Source organism: Myxococcus sp. MH1, assembly GCF_059738865.1.
The window spans coordinates 10,604,285-10,619,840 of record NZ_AP026947.1 but is presented as its reverse complement, the minus strand read 5'-3'; the positions used below and the strand labels follow the sequence as shown (position 1 = coordinate 10,619,840).

Below are 15,556 nucleotides of genomic sequence, written 5' to 3'. Positions count from 1 at the left end.
AACTGTCATCTGGGTAGTTCCGGGGCATGCCGACGCCGATGAGGGACTCATCGGGAGCAAGCCTTTCGAGGGCTGCTCCCCGAGGGGCGGTTGCGTGCCCATGCTTCAGCGCAGCAGCGGGACAGCACGGGCGGTGTCGCTGATGGCGACGCGAGCGAGTCGAGGAGGCAGGGGCGCCGCGCGGCCCGTGTGTCTCAACCCCGAGGAGGGGTCTTCCGCTCCGGAGGGAGGCGGCGCGCCGCCGCTGTTGTGCCCGTTCTGGTTCAACCTGGGCCCGCAGGTGGCGGCCAACGACACGGAGTCCCCGTCCCGTAGGAAGGGTCGTCGCAAGAGCGGGCCCACCGCGTCCTGAGCCTTCAGTCCGACGTGTCGCGCCCCGAGCGGGACACCGTCTCGTGAGCGAGGGCGCGGAAGTGCTGCGCGGCGGGTGACGGCCGCCGTCCAGGGAAGGCCACGACCAATTCCGCGTGGCCGGGCGCGCCGCTCAGGGGGCGGAACACGACGCCCTTGGGGCACAGGGCCTGCGAGGACGCGGGCGCGATGGTCAGCCCCAGCCCCGCCTCCACCATGCCGACGACGGAGGGCCACGAGCGCGCCTCCTGTCGGATGTTGGGGGAGAAGCCCGCCGCCAGACACATGCTCGTCACCAGGTCGTGCAGGCCGGGCGCGGAGTGGCGGGGGAACAGGACGAAGGGCTCGTGCGCCAGCGAGGACAGCGCCACGACGCGCTGCCTCGCGCGAGGGTGACGGGCGGGCAGGGCGAGCACGAAGCGCTCGCGCAGGAGCCGCTCCACGGTGAGGCCCTCGTGGCGGAAGGGCGCGCGCAGGATGGCCAGGTCCAGCTCCCCCGAGGCCAGCGCCGCGCCGACGTTGAGCGTCTCGCTGTCATCCAGCTCCAGCTTCACCTTGGGGAAGCGCGTGCGGAAGCGCAGCACGATGTCCGGCAGCACGCCGAACGCCGAGGACGCCGCGAAGCCGACGCGCAGCGTGCCCGACTCGCCGCTCGCGGCCTCGCGCACGGCGTGGGTGGCGTCCACGCGTCGGGCGAGCAGCGCGCGAGCCTCCTCCAACAGCCGCGCCCCGGCGGCGGTGAGGGCCACGTGGCGGCTGGTGCGCGTGAGCAGCTCGACGCCCAGCTCGGACTCCAGCCGGCGGATCTGTTGGCTGAACGGCGGCTGCGCCATGCCGATGCGCGCGGCGGCGCGTCCGAAGTGCAGCTCCTCCGCCACGGCGATGAAGAGCTGGAGCTGACGGAATTCCATATCGAGACGATATCCGTCTGGATGGGTGCTGAAAGAGATATTGGTCGTGAAGGATGCGGCTCCCTAGCATCGGTGCATGCGACTCTCCTTCCTCGCCCTGATGCTCACGACGCTGACGGGTGCGCCCGTCCTCGCGGACCCGCCCGGTCCGGTCTTCGCGCCCGTCCCGGACACGAGCACCCAGGCCAGGCTGGACCTGGCGGACCGGTACCTCCGGCGCGTGGAGCTCGTGCGGGACAGCCTGGTACCGCCCCGGTGGCTGCGCGAGGGAGACCGCGTGGTCTTCTGGGCCCGCGAGGGCAAGGACGGCGGGACGTGGGTGCTGGCGCACGCGAGGACGGGCGAGCTCGAGCCGCTCGTGTCCGGGGAAGCGCTGCGCCGCCAGCTCTCCGCGCTCCTGGGCAGGCCGGTGACGGCGCCGCGCTTCCACGACGTCGCGCTGGCGCCGGATGAGCAGGGCATCGTGTTCCAGCTCGACGGGAAGGCCTTCGGCCTGGGCCTGTCGGGAGGCAAGGTCACGCGGCTGTCGCCCCAGGACCGGGCCGCGCTGACGCTGTCTCGCGAGCATGTCCTCGCGCCGCGTGGAGGCTCGCTCGCGGTGCGGAAGGAGGGCGGCTTCGCGGTGCTGGGCGCGGATGGGGCCACCGTGGTGGAGCGCCAGGGCGAGGAGCGGCTCGACTGGCGGATTCCCGAGCGAGCCTGGTCGCCGGATGGTCGCTACCTCGTGGTGTGGCGCGAGGACACGCGCGCGGTGCACCGGGTCCCCGTCGTGGACTACTCCACCGCGCTGGAGAAGGTGACGACGGTGCCGTACGCGAAGGTGGGGACGCCGCTGCCGCGCTCGGAGCTGCACCTGGTCGACGTGACGACGGGGAGCGTGACGCGCGTCGCCCCCGTCGAGGGTGAGACGTATGACTTCTTCGCGGGCTGGAACCCCGAGGGCACGGAGGCGCTGTGCCTCCACCTCTCGCGGGACGCGAAGCGGCTGGACCTCACCGCGGTGACGCCGGGGAGTGCCCAGCGTCGGCACGTGCTGCGCGAGGAGCGCCCGGAGACGTTCGTCGCGGGCCTCGACTTCGCGGTGGGCGGCTTCGAGCAGCAGGTGACCGCGCTGCCCTCGGAGCGCGGCTACCTGTGGATGTCCGAGCGCGACGGCTGGCGTCATGTGTACGCGTATGACCGCGCGGGGAAGCTCGTGCGGCAGGTGACGCGGGGGGCCTTCCCCGTGCACCAGGTCGTGTCCCTGGCGCCCACCGGTGACGCGCTCTACGTGCTGGCGTCCGCGGACAGCGGCGCGCCCTACGAGCAGCTCATCTACCGGGGCAGCCTGAAGGGCGGCGCGCTGACGCGGCTGTCCCCGGGCTCGGGGATGCACCGGATGACGCCGTCCCCCTCGGGCCAGTACTACGTCGACACCTGGTCCTCGCGCACGCAGCCCCGCGTCCGGGAGCTGGTCTCCGTGAAGGGGGGCCGGCGCGTGCGCCTCACCACGTCGGACGCGAGCGAGCTGGAGGCGCTCGGCGGCACGAAGCCGGAGCCGCTGCTCGTCAAGGCGGCCGACGGCGTCACGCCCCTGCACGGCGTGCTCTACAAGCCGCGCGACTTCGACCCGAAGAAGCGCTACCCCGTCATCGCGCACATCTACGCGGGGCCCTTCCTCTCGGTGGTGCCATGGAGCTACATCGGCAACCACGAGTCATTGACGGCCAGCGCACTCGCGCAGCTCGGCTTCGTGGTGGTGCTGCTGGACCCGCGCGGAGGGCCCGGACGGAGCAAGGCCTTCCAGGACGCGAACCACGGCCGCGTGGGGCAGACGGAGATTCCCGACTATGTCACGGGCCTGGAGCAGGCCGCGTCCACGCGTCCGTGGATGGACCTGGAGCGAGTGGGCCTCCACGGGGCTTCATGGGGTGGCTACTTCACGCTGCGAGGCATGCTGACGGCGCCGGACTTCTTCAAGGCGGGCTATGCGGTGGCGCCGGGCGCGCTGGAGGAGGAGGCCATCATCAACGAGCCCTACCTCGGCCTGCGCGACCAGAATCCCCAGGGCTACGCGGCGGGCGACAACCTCGCGCTCGCGCACCAGCTGAAGGGGCAGCTGAAGCTGATGCACGGCACCAGCGACGTGAACGCCACGCTCTCGGTGACGATGCGGATGGCGGACGCGCTCATCAAGGCGGGCAAGCGCTTCGAGCTGCTCCTCATGCCTGGCGAGCCCCACTCCCCGCGGGGCGCGGCCAGTCGCTACTCCCGGGACGACGTGGGCCTGTTCTTCCTGCGCACGCTGGGCGAGCCCCGGTGAACGGCGCCTGGGGCACGAACGCACCCTGGGGTAGACTCCGGCCGTGGCCAGAGTCCGTCTTCGGTGTGTGAACTGCGGTGCCCCCTTCCTCAAGTCCGTGGAGCGTGAGTCGACGTGCGGCCATTGCGGCGCGGACCGGCCCCGGCTCTCGAACAACCCTCTCCCCCTCGGGTGGAAGGAGGTCCCGGCGCCCAGGTCGTCGAACGACACGAAGGTCATCGTCGCCTGGGGGCTGCTGGGCATCGGCCTCACGGGCGGCCTGCTCGCCGCCACCCTGATGCTGGCGCTGTCCCCTCACGACGAGCCCCCTCCCCGGGTCGTCACGCCCAGGCCGGTCTCGCCGCCCCCGCCCCCCATCGTCACGCCTCCGCCGCCGCCTCCTCCCATCGTGGAGGCACCGCCGCCCGTGCCTGAAATCATCGTGGAGAAGCCCGTCAAGCGGCCGCCTCCGCCGATGCCCAGGACGAACGAGGCCTGGGGCGCCCTCCAGCTCGCGAAGAAGCTGCGCCAGTACGACTACTGCGGCAAGGAGGCCATCCTCCGGGACGGCACCATCCCTCGCCGCTTCACGCTCCACGCGCGGTTCGACGCGAACGGCGAGGGCATGCGGGGCCACGTCCTCCCCAAGACGTCCGTGCGGATGCTCGATGCCTGCATCAAGAACAGGACGAAGTACGTCTACCTGGGCACGCCTCCCGAGAAGCGCGAGTTCGAGGTGGAGGTGACCCTGTCCTTCGCGCACCTGCGTCCCAAGGGCAAACCCGAGACGTACGATGACCAGTGGAGTGTCCTCTATGACGACTGAGTCCGGGCGTCGCCGAGGGCTTCCGCCAGGAAGTCGATAAGTCACGCGGGAGCGCATTGGAGGCCTCCGGGTGACGCGTGTCTCCTCCCGGTGCGCGACCGCCCCATGTCGGGGCTGTTCCGTCGCGACCCAGGAACACGACATGTCCTCACGTGATGTCCGCCGGTCCCTCGTCTGCGCGGTGCTGGTCTCGGGAGTGCTCTGGCTTCCCTCCGCCCGCGCGATCACCCCGCGGGACCCGACGGAGCGGCACCACGACGCGCGCCTGTCGCACAACGCGGGCCCGCGCCGGCGCGTCTCCGCGGTCCAAGGTGAAGCGGAGGCCCGCCTGCGTCGCGCGGTGCCGGAGCTCCGCGTGGAGGTGGACCCCTCGACGGGGCGGGTGCGCTCGCTGGTGAACCTGGTGGGCGCGCTCTCCGAACCCGCGCCGGGAGACGCGCTGGCCGTGGGGCTGGCGTTCGTCCAGCGCAACCTCGACGTCCTGGGTCTGGAGCTCGCGGACGTGGCGGACCTGGAGGTGGCTGACCGGGTCTACTCCAGGCCCAGCGGCGCCACGCACCTGTATCTGAGACAAAGGTACAACGGTATCGAGGTCTACAATGCGCGGCTGCAGCTCAACGTGGACCGCGAGGGGCGCGTGCTCGCGGTGCACAGCGACCTGCAGCCCTCGGTGGAGTCGACGCTCGTGGGCACCACGCCTCGCCTGGGCGCCGCCGAGGCGGTCCGGAGCGCGGCGAAGCACCTGGGGGTGCCGCTGGCCCGAGCGCCGCGAGCGCTCGAGGCGGAGCCGGGCCCGGCGCGGCGCACCCGGGTCGAGGTGGCGGGCCTGTCGAGCGAGCCCATCGACGCGTCGCTCGCGGTGCTGCCCCTGCGTCGGGGGGAGTCCCGCTGGGTGTGGCGCTTCCTGGTGCACACGCTGGATGCACGGCACGCCTACGAGCTGACGGTGGACGCGGAGACGGGCGAGGTCTGGACGCGCTTCGACCAGGTCGCGAGCGATTCATACAAGGTCTACCCGATGCCGGTGGAGGGCCCCCACCACACGGCCCCGCTGCCGCCCGCGGATGGACGCGCGACGGAGGCGTCACCCCACGGCTGGCACGACACGGACGGCGTCGCGGGCGCGGAGTACACCACGCCGCGCGGCAACAACGTCCATGCGTACGAGGACCGCGACGCGAACAACCTGCCGCCCACGTCGGGAGAGCCGGACTGTGGCGTGAGGCTCGACTGCGTCTTCCCGCTCGACCTCACGGGCGCGCCGTCCACGTACGTCTCGGCGTCCGTCGTGAACCTGTTCTATTGGAACAACCGCCTGCACGACGTGCTGTACCCGTACGGCTTCGACGAGGTGGCCGGCAACTTCCAGGTCAACAACCTGGGGCGGGGCGGCCTGGGCAACGACGACGTGCGCGCCGAGGCGCAGGACGGCGGTGGCATCAACAACGCCAACTTCCTCACGCCGCCGGACGGGGTGCGTCCGCGCATGCAGCTCTACCTGTGGACCGCGCCGGACCCGGACCGGGACGGCTCGCTCGACAGCGGCATCATCGCCCACGAGTACGGCCACGGCGTCTCCAACCGGCTCGTCGGTGGGCCCTCCATCGTCTCGTGCCTCACCAACCGCCAGCAGCCCGGCGAGGGGCTCAGCGACTTCCTGGCGCTCGTGTTCACCGCGCGCCCGGGCGACACCGCGAACACGCCGCGCGGCGTGGGCACCTATCTCCTGAACCAGGCCATCACGGGCGCGGGGCTCCGTCCGCAGCCGTACACGCTGGACTCCCTGCGCAACACCTGGACCTACGAGAGCAGCAACACGCTGCCCGTGCCCCACGGCGTGGGAGCGGTGTTCGCGCAGGCCCTGTGGGAGGTGTACTGGGCACTCGTCACGCAGTGGGGCTTCGACGCGAACCTCCAGGACGCCCAGGGCGGCGCGGGCAACCAGCGCATGCTGCTGTACTTCATCGAGGGCCTGAAGCGCGCCCCCTGCAACCCCTCCTTCCTCCAGACGCGCGACGCCATCATCAGCGCGGCGCACACGCTGCACGGAGGCGAGGACGTCTGCCGCATGTGGCGCGCCTTCGCGGGCTTCGGCCTGGGCTCCAACGCCACCGCCTTCAACGCCGTCGCCGTCAACGGCCATGCCGTGCCGTCCTCGTGCGACTTCGTCAGGGGCCGCGACGACGCTCCTTCGCGCACCCCGCGCTGAGCACCACCCGACACGTCCTGGACGGTGGTCCTCTTGATTCGAGAAACAGTGTCGATCCCAGGAAAACTCCGGGGCAGGGTTTGAGGCACCCCTGTGAGGGTTTCCATCGAGAGGAGCAAGACATGTTGGCACGGAGGCATCGGCTTCGGGGCGTGGTGGGCGCGCTGGTGGTGTCGTTGGCGGGGGCGTGTGGTGACGCGGGGCCCGCGGGCGCGCCCGAGGACGTGGGGCAGGCGGGGCGCGCCATCGACGACGACATCCGCGCGCGGCTGGAGGCGCTGCCGGGGGTGACGATTCTGGGGGATGAGCGGTTCGAGGACTTCCGCTTCTTCACGCTCGACTTCGAGCAGCCGGCGGACCATCGCCGTCCGCGGGGGGAGAAGTTCCTGCAGCGCATGACGTTGTTCCACCGGTCGACGACGGCGCCGATGGTCATCGACACGGAGGGCGCGGAGCTCTTCACGGAGCCCATCGCCGCGGAGCCGGTGGACCTGCTCAAGGGCAACCAGGTGACGGTGGAGCACCGCTTCTACGGCACCTCGACGCCGGCCTCGCGGGACTGGCGCCTGTTGGACGTGTGGCAGTCCGCGGCGGACGCGCACCGGGTGGTGGAGGTGTTCAAGACGCTCTACACGGGGCGGTGGCTGTCCACGGGCGTGTTCCGCGGCGGCACGGCGGCGCTGCTGCACCGCTACTACTTCCCGAACGACGTGCAGGGGACGCTGGCGTACGCGGAGCGGCACAGCCTGGGCCTGCAGGACGCGCGGGCCGCGCACTTCCTGCGCAACGTGGGGGATGCGACGTGCCGCGCGAAGCTGACGGCGGTGCAGCGCGCGGCGCTGGCTCGGCGCGAGGAGCTGGCGCCGCTGCTGGCGGCGCAGGTGGAGTGGGGCTTCACCTTCGACACGCTGGGCGTGGACAAGTCGCTGGAGTTCAGCGTGGTGCGGCTGTCGTTCAACTTCTGGGAGTACCTGGGGCTGGCGCCGTACGACTGCGACAGCATCCCGGAGCCCACGGTGTCGGCGGAGGAGCTGTTCGGCTTCGTGGACCTGGTGGCGGGCCCGGCGTACGTCTTCTCGGACCAGGCGCTGGCGACGTTCGGTGAGCCGGAGAGCTACCAGAGCGCCACGGAGCTGGGCGCGCCGCTGTATCCGGAGGCGGAGCTGCGCGACCTGCTGCGCTACCCGGGCGGACAGGTGCCCACGTTCCTGCCGCCCCTGGGCGTGACGAAGTTCTACAACCCGGTGCCGCTGTTGTCGCTGGAGGTGTGGGCGCGGCTGCACGCGAAGCAGGTGCTCATCCTGGATGGCGCGCTCAGCCCGTGGAGCGCCTCCGCGTTCCACGTGAGCCCGTGGAACGACGCGTACCGCATCGTGGACCCGGAGGGCATCGGCTTCTACGGGACGCTGACGGCGCTGCCCGAGCCGCAGCGCGCGTTCTTCTTCGAGCGGCTGTCCGACTGGGCCGGCGCGCCCGTGCAGGTGCCGGAGGTCTCCGAGCAGAAGCAGGGCGCGCGGTACCAGAAGCTGCTGCGTCACGTCCGCGGGCGCTGAGTCCGGAGGGGGCTCAGGGCTCGTCGAAGATGAGCAACCCGCGCGAGGAGTCGACCACGTAGACGTGCCCGTCCCCGGGCACGCGCACGCCGTAGGCGCCGGTGAAGGGGCTGTCGGTGCGCTCGGGGTCGGTCTCCCGATAGGTGTTGTGGTGCGCCACCTGTCGGGGGCTCGTGGGGTTGCTCACGTCGAACACGCGCAGGCCCTCCTGGTACCAGGCGACGTAGAGCGTCTGGCCGCGGAGGATGAGGTTGTGGATGGAGGTGATGTTGCGCTTGCGTACCTCGCCAATCTTCACGATGTGCGCAGGGTCGGTGACGTCGAGCACGCGCAGGTGGGCGCCGGGACCCTCACCGCCCTCGAAGGCGATGGTGCGACCGGCGAAGGTGCCCACCGCGCTGTGGTGCGCGAAGGCCTTGTTGCCGTGGACGAACTGGCCCAGGTGCCGCACGTCCTCGAGGTCCGTGACGTCCATGATGGAGTAACCGCCGTTCGCGTTGCTGATGTACAGGCGTCCCTGGTAGGCGAAGGCGTCATGGGGCCCGGCGAGGGAGAGGGGCTCGGGCAGGGAGATGTTGGTGAGGAGCACCGGGTCGAGCGGGTTCGTCACGTCGTAGACGAAGGTGCCGCTCTCCGGAGCCATCGCGTAGAGCCGCTGGCCATCGACGAGCAGGGTGTGCACGCCGTAGGTGCCGGAGGGCAGGTTGCGCACGAAGCCGGGCGCGGCGGGGTTGGAGATGTCGTAGACGACGGTGCCCGAGTCGGCGCTGGCGATGTAGAGCGCGTCCCCGTGGGCCCAGGCGGCGTTCCACAGGTTGTCCTGGGGCAGGCTGATGGAGGTCTTGAAGACGGGGTGTTGCGGGTCGCTGACGTCGTAGACGGACAGGCCGCCGTTGCGGCCCAGGCGTCGCATGGAGACGACGTAGGCGTGGGATTTGGCGACGTACACGTCCACGGGCTCGCCGGTGGCGACGTGGGTCTCGGAGAGGAGCGTGAGTCCGCCGGAGGACTCGGGTTCACCGGACCACTTCGCGACGCGGTGGGCGGTGAAGGTGCCCTTCTGGATGGCGCCGGCGCCGAAGCAGCGGGCGAAGCAGCCGGTGATGCGGTCCGGCGCGAGCGTGTCGCAGCCCCTCAGCGTGGTGGTGGTGTTCGTCACGGTGCGCGAGACGAGGGAGAACCCGCCGTCCCGCGTGTCGCGGGTGAGGAGGGGCTGACCCATCATCGTGTCCTGGGTGCCGTCCTCGCTGAGTCGGAACGAGGTGAAGGCGCCCGTGGCCAGGGTACCGCCATCGCCGAGGGTGCGCTCGGTGCGCAGGTCGACCATGTAGATGCCGTGTTGCTCCAGGGCGGCGAGCGCGGTGGGGTCGCACGAGGACACGTCGAAGCGGGACGGCTCCTGGCACGGGGAGGTGGAGGCGTCGGCGGTGTCGAAGTCGCAGGCGGAGGCGCGGCCCGGGTCCACCCAGTTGCCGCGCTCCTCGAGTGGGGTGGCGGTGCCGTCCCAGGGCGTGCCCGCGTCGGGAGTTCCCGCGTCGTCCTGGGACGACTCGCTCGCGTCGGGAGGAGCCGCGCGGCGGGGCTTGTCGTCGTCGTCGCAGCCGGAGCACAGGGCGAGGGTGAGGACGCAGAGGGACGCCAGGATTCGATGTGAGCGGGGAGGGTGAGTCATCCGTGGACCTCGGCCGGGGAGAGGTCGCGCGAGGCGACCTTTCGCGGATACGTCGCGGTGCGAGGGGCATGGCGCCTGGATGGGAAAGTGGTTGCCGTGTGATGTGGACTCGGCGCCACGAGTGGCTCGTGGTGGTGGGTGGCGCGAGGATGTGCGCGGTGTGTCGAGACTTCGAAGTGCGAGCCGCCCCGGCGGAGTGTTCGGGTTGCGGCGCGAGGCGGGCGCGGTAGGGTGGGCGCTCGATGCCCATCACGCGTTTGCAGATATCGGGCTACCGCTCGGTGCGCCGGCTCTCGATGGAACTCGGGCCGATGAATGTCATTGTCGGCGCCAATGGGAGCGGCAAGACGAACCTGTACCGCGCGCTGTATCTGCTGTCGGTGGCCGCGGAGGGAAGGCTGGCGCGGACGCTCGCGGAGGAGGGCGGGACGCCGAGCGTGCTATGGGCTGGGCCGCGCATGGCGAAGAAGCCCGTGCGATTGTCGGTGCAGGTGGAACTGGGCGAGCTTGCGTACGAGCTGACCTGCGGAATCGTTCCTCCTGTCCCGAAGATGCCGGACCCCTTCCGCCTGGACCCTGAGGTGAAGACGGAGCACCTGTGGGCCCTCTCCGGAGGGCGCAAGGTGGTGCTGATGGAGCGCAAGGACCGCACGGCCTTCATGCGGGACGCCGATGGGAAGCGGGTGGTGTTTCCCACCCACCTCTGGAGCGCGGAGTCGGTGCTGGACCAACTGGGTGAGCCGCACCGCTTCCCTCGGTTGTCGGAGGTTCAGCGCACCTTCGCCTCGTGGCGCTTCTACCATCACTTCCGCACGGACCCGGACGCGCCCATGCGTCATCCTCGCGTGGGTGTGAGGACGCCGGTGCTGGCGCATGACGGCGCGGACCTGGCGGCGGCGCTGATGACCATCCTCGACATCGGGGACGACCGAGCCCTGGACCAAGGCATCGACGATGCGTTCCCGGGCGCCAGGCTCGATGTCCGCTCGGAGGAGGGCCGCTTCAGCCTGTTCCTGCACATGCCCGGACTGAGTCGCCCCATGGCGGCGGCCGAGCTGTCCGACGGCACGCTGCGCTACCTCTGCCTGCTGGCCGCGTTGCTCAGCCCGCGTCCTCCCGCGTTCCTCGCGCTCAACGAGCCCGAGACGAGCCTGCACCCGGACCTGCTGGAGCCACTGGGCCGACTGCTCGCGAAGGCGTCGAAGACCTCCCAGGTCTGGGTGACGACGCACGCGGAACTGCTGGCGCGCACCGTGGCGAGCGCCACTCGCTGCGAGCCCGTGTACCTGGTGAAGAAGGACGGCGCCACGCAGGTGGAGGGACGCTCGGAGGATGATGAGGACGAGCCCGACGATGATGCGTGAGCCCATCCTCATTCCACCCGCCGCGCTCGTGGACACTCCATCAGTCCGTGCGTGCGCCCGAGGCCATGACCAGCCGCGAGTCCCGCGCGGACATCCCTCATCCGTGAGTGACACCGTCAATCAGCGCGCCTGATGTCCTGGCCAGCCACAAGTCCACGTGGGCGATAGAGTCGAGCCGCTTCGGAACCGTTCCTGAGAAGGAGGCATGTCGCTCGTGCCAGCGCGTGAAGTCATCATCGTGGGTGGCGGCGTGGGTGGGCTGTGCGCGGCCCTCGCGCTCCGTCGAGCAGGGCTCCGGGTGAAGGTGTACGAGCGCGCCGAGGACTACCAGGCGCTCGGTGCGGGGCTCTCCCTCTGGCCGAACGCGATGTGGGCCCTCTCTCTCTTGGGGCTGTCCGACGAGGTGGCTCGAATGGGAGCCCGGTGGCGACAGACGGTGATGCACCGGTGGGACGGCAAGGTGCTCTCGCGACTCGACGTGAACGCGCTCTGCGAGGAGTTGGGGCAGCCGACGGTGACGCTGCTCCGCGCGGACCTCCAGCAGGTGCTGTTGCGAGCGCTCGGACCGGAGAACGTCCGGATGGCGGCGGCATGCACGGGCTTCCACGTGGAGGGCGACGAGGTCCGCGTCGAGTTCGCGGACGGTCAGCAGGCGCGGGGCGACTGCCTCGTCGGAGCGGATGGCCTGCGCTCCGTCATCCGCCAACAACTGCGCCCGGAGTCGCGAGTCCGCTACAGCGGTCGGACCTCATGGCGCGGCATCGTGACTGTCCCGACGGAGATGATTCCCGAGGGCAGTCAGTTCGAGTTCTACGGCCAGGGAACCCGCTTCGGCATCTGTCATCTCGGCCGGGGTCCGGAGGGGACGTGGCGGATGTACTGGTTCCTCATGGCCCGAGCCCCCGAGGGTGGACGTGACGAGGAGGGCGGCCATCGCGAAGCGGTGCTGCGCCACGTGCGCGGCTGGATGGCGCCCGTCGAGTCCCTGGTCCAGGCCACGCGCGAGTCGGACATCCTCCGCACGGACATCCATGACCTGGAGACGCTGTCGCGCTGGGGAGAAGGGCCCGTCACGCTGCTGGGAGACTCCGCGCACGCGATGGTGACCGACCTGGCGCAGGGGGCCTGTCAGGCCATCGAGGATGCGCTGGTCCTGGCGAAGCACCTGCGCGAAGGCGGCGACTTGCGCGGAGCCCTGCGGGCCTATGAGGCCACGCGCCGGCCCCGCACGAAGCACGTCGCCGACATGAGCCGGCGAGCCGGGTCACTCCGTTACCTCCGCAACCCCGTGGCACGATGGTCGAGAGACGTGTTGATGCAGGCCCTCCCGCACGCGGTGGCGCTCCAGCACCTGCGCTCCGTGGTCGCCCACGACTTCCTTGCATAGCCCCAGTCCACGGCGGCGCCGTTCTCCGGTGACACACCCCACCGGCAGGCGCGATGCTGCCCACCTCCCCGGGTCTCCGAGCGTGTCAGCCCTCACTCCGCGCAAGCGCAATCCTCCGTGCAGGGTGGCTTCATGACGCCGGGCCTCTATCGCGTGCACAAGCCGGTGGGCCCCACGAGCTTCTCGGTGGTGCAGTCGTTCCTCGAGGAGACCCGGGCCGTCCCCGGCAAGCGCGTGCCGGTGTGTCACGGCGGCACGCTGGACCCGTTCGCGGAAGGGCTGCTGCTCATCCTCGTGGGACAGTCCACGCGCTTGTTCGAGCTGCTGCACGCCGTGCCCAAGACCTACGAAGCGGACGTCATCTGGGGCACGGAGATGGACACGGGGGACCTGCATGGCCGCCCCGTCTCCCAGGGGGACACATCATCCCTGACGCCCGAGAAGCTCGACGCCGCGCTCGCCCCGTTCCTCGGCTGGAGAGCGCAGGTCCCGCCCGCCACGAGCGCCAAGAAGGTCGGCGGCGAGCCCGCGTATCGCAAGGCACACCGGGGTGAAGTGGTCGAGCTGCCTCCATCGCGCGTGTACCTCCACTCCGCGAGCTGGCTCTCGCACGACCTGCCGCGCACCAGCCGCCTCACGCTGACCTGCCGGGGCGGCTACTACGTGCGCTCCCTCGCGAGAGACCTCGGTCGAGCACTCGGCTGTGGCGCGCACCTGTCCACGCTGCGCCGCACACGAATCGGCCCCTGGGCCGACCCCGAGCCCGGAACGCGGGTGCTGACCACGGGCCGCGAGCTGCTCCCCTGGGCGCGAGTGCGTCCGCTCACGGACCACGAGGTCGGCGAGCTGCGTCGCGAGCGCTCCATTCCGCTCATCGGCACGAACCCACCGGACTGGCGTCTCCCCACGGGCTTCCCGGACCCGGAGGCGCCGGTGCGGGGCTTCCACCAGGGCCGGCTCGTGTTCCTGCTGCGTGAGCGGGACGGCGCGCTGTGGAGCGAGTCGGAGCTGCGCGGCGGCCTGTGAGCAGGGCTCGCTGTCCGGCACATGAAACTGCTTTCGAGGGTCGTCCGTATGTCCTGTGCGTCCCGGGACACGGGGGCGGGTGCGGCTCTTTGACAGGCAGGGCGAGGATCCGGTGACTCCAGTCACCACCCAACGGGCCTCCAGCTGGTGACTGTTGTCACCGGTGGTGACAGGTGTCACCACCCCCCACCTCCACCGAGGTGCGCCGTAACTCCCTGAAAATAAAGAAGAAGTGAAGGTAGGCGTCTGTGGCACGGGACGCGCAATAGGGGTGCTCACCACGGCACACGACGGAGACCCCAAATGGCCATCGCTACCACGTTCAAGCCCGCGCTGCAGAAGCTCAACCGCACCGAGGCGAAGCTGGAGAAGCTCGAAGGCAAGCTCGAGCGCGTCCTCGAGCGCGAGCACAAGCTCCTCAAGGAGCTGCGCAACGCGATGAAGCAGCAGGGCCAGAACGGGCGCGCCGGGGGTGACAGCTTCGACGCGGGCTCCTCGCGCGGTGGGGTCGCCAACCGCCCGCTGCCGAACGAGTGGAGCCCGCTGGACACGGGGGCGCTGCGCGAGACGAACAAGCTGGACAAGACCAAGGGCCCCATCACCGCGGACCAGCTCACCGAGGCCATCCGTCGCGGCACGGGAGACCGTGACGGCAACGCGGCGCGAGGCGAGTACCGCGCGTTCTCGGAGTGGGCGGAGAAGAACCAGGCCCGCCTCACGCCCGAGGCGAAGCAGGTGATGGACCGCTACTCCAAGTTCGCCGCCGAGCGCCAGGCCAACGGCCACAAGGACGGCGACTGGCGCGACATGATGAAGGACATGAAGGGCATCGGCGACAAGGGCGCCGAGAAGCAGCTGGCGAAGCTGGACTCGCTGCCCAAGCCCATCTCCGGTGAGCAGATGTCGAGCGCCATCGAGCGCGGCGTGAAGGACCGCGACAACAACACCGGCGACGAGCTCAAGGCCTTCCAGGACTGGGCGAAGAAGAACCAGGACAAGCTGTCGCCCGAGGCCAAGGAGGTGCTGGGCAAGTTCGAGAAGCACGCCAAGAAGGCGATGGCCTCCGGGGACAAGGACCTGTCGCGCGGCGAGCTGGACAAGATGCTCAAGGACTTCAAGAGCGTCGGTGACGTGAGCGCGAAGAAGGCGATGGGGGAGCTGGACAAGGAGAGCGGCCCCATCTCCGGCGAGGACATGCTGGGCGCCATCCAGAAGGGTGTGTCCGACGGTGGCCGCGCCACGCCCAAGGAGCTGGCCGAGGTCCAGAAGTGGGCGGAGAAGAACAAGGACCGCATGACGCCCGAGGCGCAGAAGGTGCTGGAGACGTTCCAGCAGCACGCCATGAAGTCGGGCACCGGTGGCCTCGACAAGGCCGAGCTGGACGCGGCGGTGAAGGAGGCGTCCCAGCACAAGACCTTCCGCGACGACTCCATGCGCACCGCGCTCGAGGGCCTGGACGGCAAGAGCGGGAAGATCTCCGGCAAGGACCTGACCGACGCCATCAACCAGGGCGCGGGTGACTTCGACGGGCAGGGCGCGGGCGTGGAGCACGCGGACTTCCAGAAGTGGGCGATGCAGAACTACGACCGCCTCTCGCCCGAGGCGAAGAAGGTCGTGGACCTCTACGGGAAGTACGCCTCGGACGCGCTGGCCAAGGGCGAGACGGGCATCGCGAACACGGAGTTCCAGAAGATGCTCAAGGAGATGGAGCGCGCCAGCACGCCCGTCCTCCCGCCGCGCATCATCGCCGCCTGATTCACGAACACCGCGCGGCCTGGCGATGACTTTGAAACGGGCGGCTCCGACATAGGGGGAGCCAGCCCTCGGGCTCCCCGAATCGTTGGGGGATGGTTCGGGAGCCTTTTCTTGTGGGAGCGCCCCTCTTTAAGGGGGGCAGCGGGAGCTCGGACTGTTGGGGGATGGCCCGAGCCCCATTCTTGATGCGGTACCGAGGGACAGAAGCAAGAAGGGCCCGG

General features: G+C 70.4%; 11 protein-coding genes. 9 read left to right on the top strand and 2 right to left on the bottom strand.

Features of this window, described 5'->3' with window-relative positions; all coding sequences use genetic code 11:
* The first annotated feature begins 142 nt into the window (after positions 1-142).
* Positions 143-352 (top strand): hypothetical protein, encoded by a 210-nt coding sequence (locus tag AC6JA9_RS42115; RefSeq protein WP_223784150.1) that lies wholly within the window; start codon positions 143-145, stop codon positions 350-352.
* Positions 353-356: 4 nt separating this feature from the next.
* Here AC6JA9_RS42115 and AC6JA9_RS42110 read toward each other — a convergent pair whose 3' ends face one another.
* The gene (locus AC6JA9_RS42110) at positions 357-1,262 is read right to left on the bottom strand and encodes a LysR family transcriptional regulator (RefSeq protein ID WP_223751006.1); all 906 of its coding nucleotides are present in this window, start codon (positions 1,260-1,262) and stop codon (positions 357-359) included.
* A gap of 76 nt (positions 1,263-1,338) precedes the next feature.
* On the opposite strand from AC6JA9_RS42110, the gene AC6JA9_RS42105 reads away from it, so the two are divergent.
* The 4 genes from AC6JA9_RS42105 (at position 1,339) to AC6JA9_RS42090 (ending at position 8,131) form a co-directional block, all read left to right on the top strand.
* Positions 1,339-3,564 carry a S9 family peptidase gene (locus AC6JA9_RS42105; protein WP_497958844.1) on the top strand — a complete coding sequence of 742 codons (2,226 nt, stop codon included), beginning with the start codon at positions 1,339-1,341 and terminating at the stop codon, positions 3,562-3,564.
* Between the two features lie 67 nt (positions 3,565-3,631).
* Positions 3,632-4,369, top strand: a complete 738-nt coding sequence (locus tag AC6JA9_RS42100) for a hypothetical protein (RefSeq protein ID WP_223751008.1) — start codon at positions 3,632-3,634, stop codon at positions 4,367-4,369.
* Between the two features lie 340 nt (positions 4,370-4,709).
* Complete coding sequence (locus AC6JA9_RS42095; protein WP_497960836.1) at positions 4,710-6,578, top strand: M36 family metallopeptidase; 1,869 nt, start codon at positions 4,710-4,712, stop codon at positions 6,576-6,578.
* Positions 6,579-6,700: 122 nt separating this feature from the next.
* Positions 6,701-8,131 (top strand): S28 family serine protease, encoded by a 1,431-nt coding sequence (locus AC6JA9_RS42090; RefSeq protein WP_497958843.1) that lies wholly within the window; start codon positions 6,701-6,703, stop codon positions 8,129-8,131.
* 13 nt (positions 8,132-8,144) lie between these two features.
* Here AC6JA9_RS42090 and AC6JA9_RS42085 read toward each other — a convergent pair whose 3' ends face one another.
* A complete protein-coding gene (locus tag AC6JA9_RS42085; RefSeq protein ID WP_497958842.1) occupies positions 8,145-9,803 on the bottom strand; it encodes an LVIVD repeat-containing protein in 1,659 nt (552 codons plus the stop codon).
* Between the two features lie 242 nt (positions 9,804-10,045).
* Between AC6JA9_RS42085 and AC6JA9_RS42080 the strand changes: the two genes are divergently transcribed.
* The 4 genes from AC6JA9_RS42080 (at position 10,046) to AC6JA9_RS42065 (ending at position 15,335) form a co-directional block, all read left to right on the top strand.
* On the top strand, positions 10,046-11,167 hold the full coding sequence (locus tag AC6JA9_RS42080) for an AAA family ATPase (RefSeq protein ID WP_223784144.1): 1,122 nt from the start codon (positions 10,046-10,048) through the stop codon (positions 11,165-11,167).
* 205 nt (positions 11,168-11,372) lie between these two features.
* On the top strand, positions 11,373-12,554 hold the full coding sequence (locus tag AC6JA9_RS42075; RefSeq protein WP_473571243.1) for an FAD-dependent monooxygenase: 1,182 nt from the start codon (positions 11,373-11,375) through the stop codon (positions 12,552-12,554).
* Between the two features lie 132 nt (positions 12,555-12,686).
* On the top strand, positions 12,687-13,580 hold the full coding sequence (truB, locus tag AC6JA9_RS42070; RefSeq protein ID WP_497958841.1) for a tRNA pseudouridine(55) synthase TruB: 894 nt from the start codon (positions 12,687-12,689) through the stop codon (positions 13,578-13,580).
* 303 nt (positions 13,581-13,883) lie between these two features.
* Positions 13,884-15,335 (top strand): hypothetical protein, encoded by a 1,452-nt coding sequence (locus AC6JA9_RS42065; protein ID WP_497958840.1) that lies wholly within the window; start codon positions 13,884-13,886, stop codon positions 15,333-15,335.
* Positions 15,336-15,556: the final 221 nt, after the last annotated feature.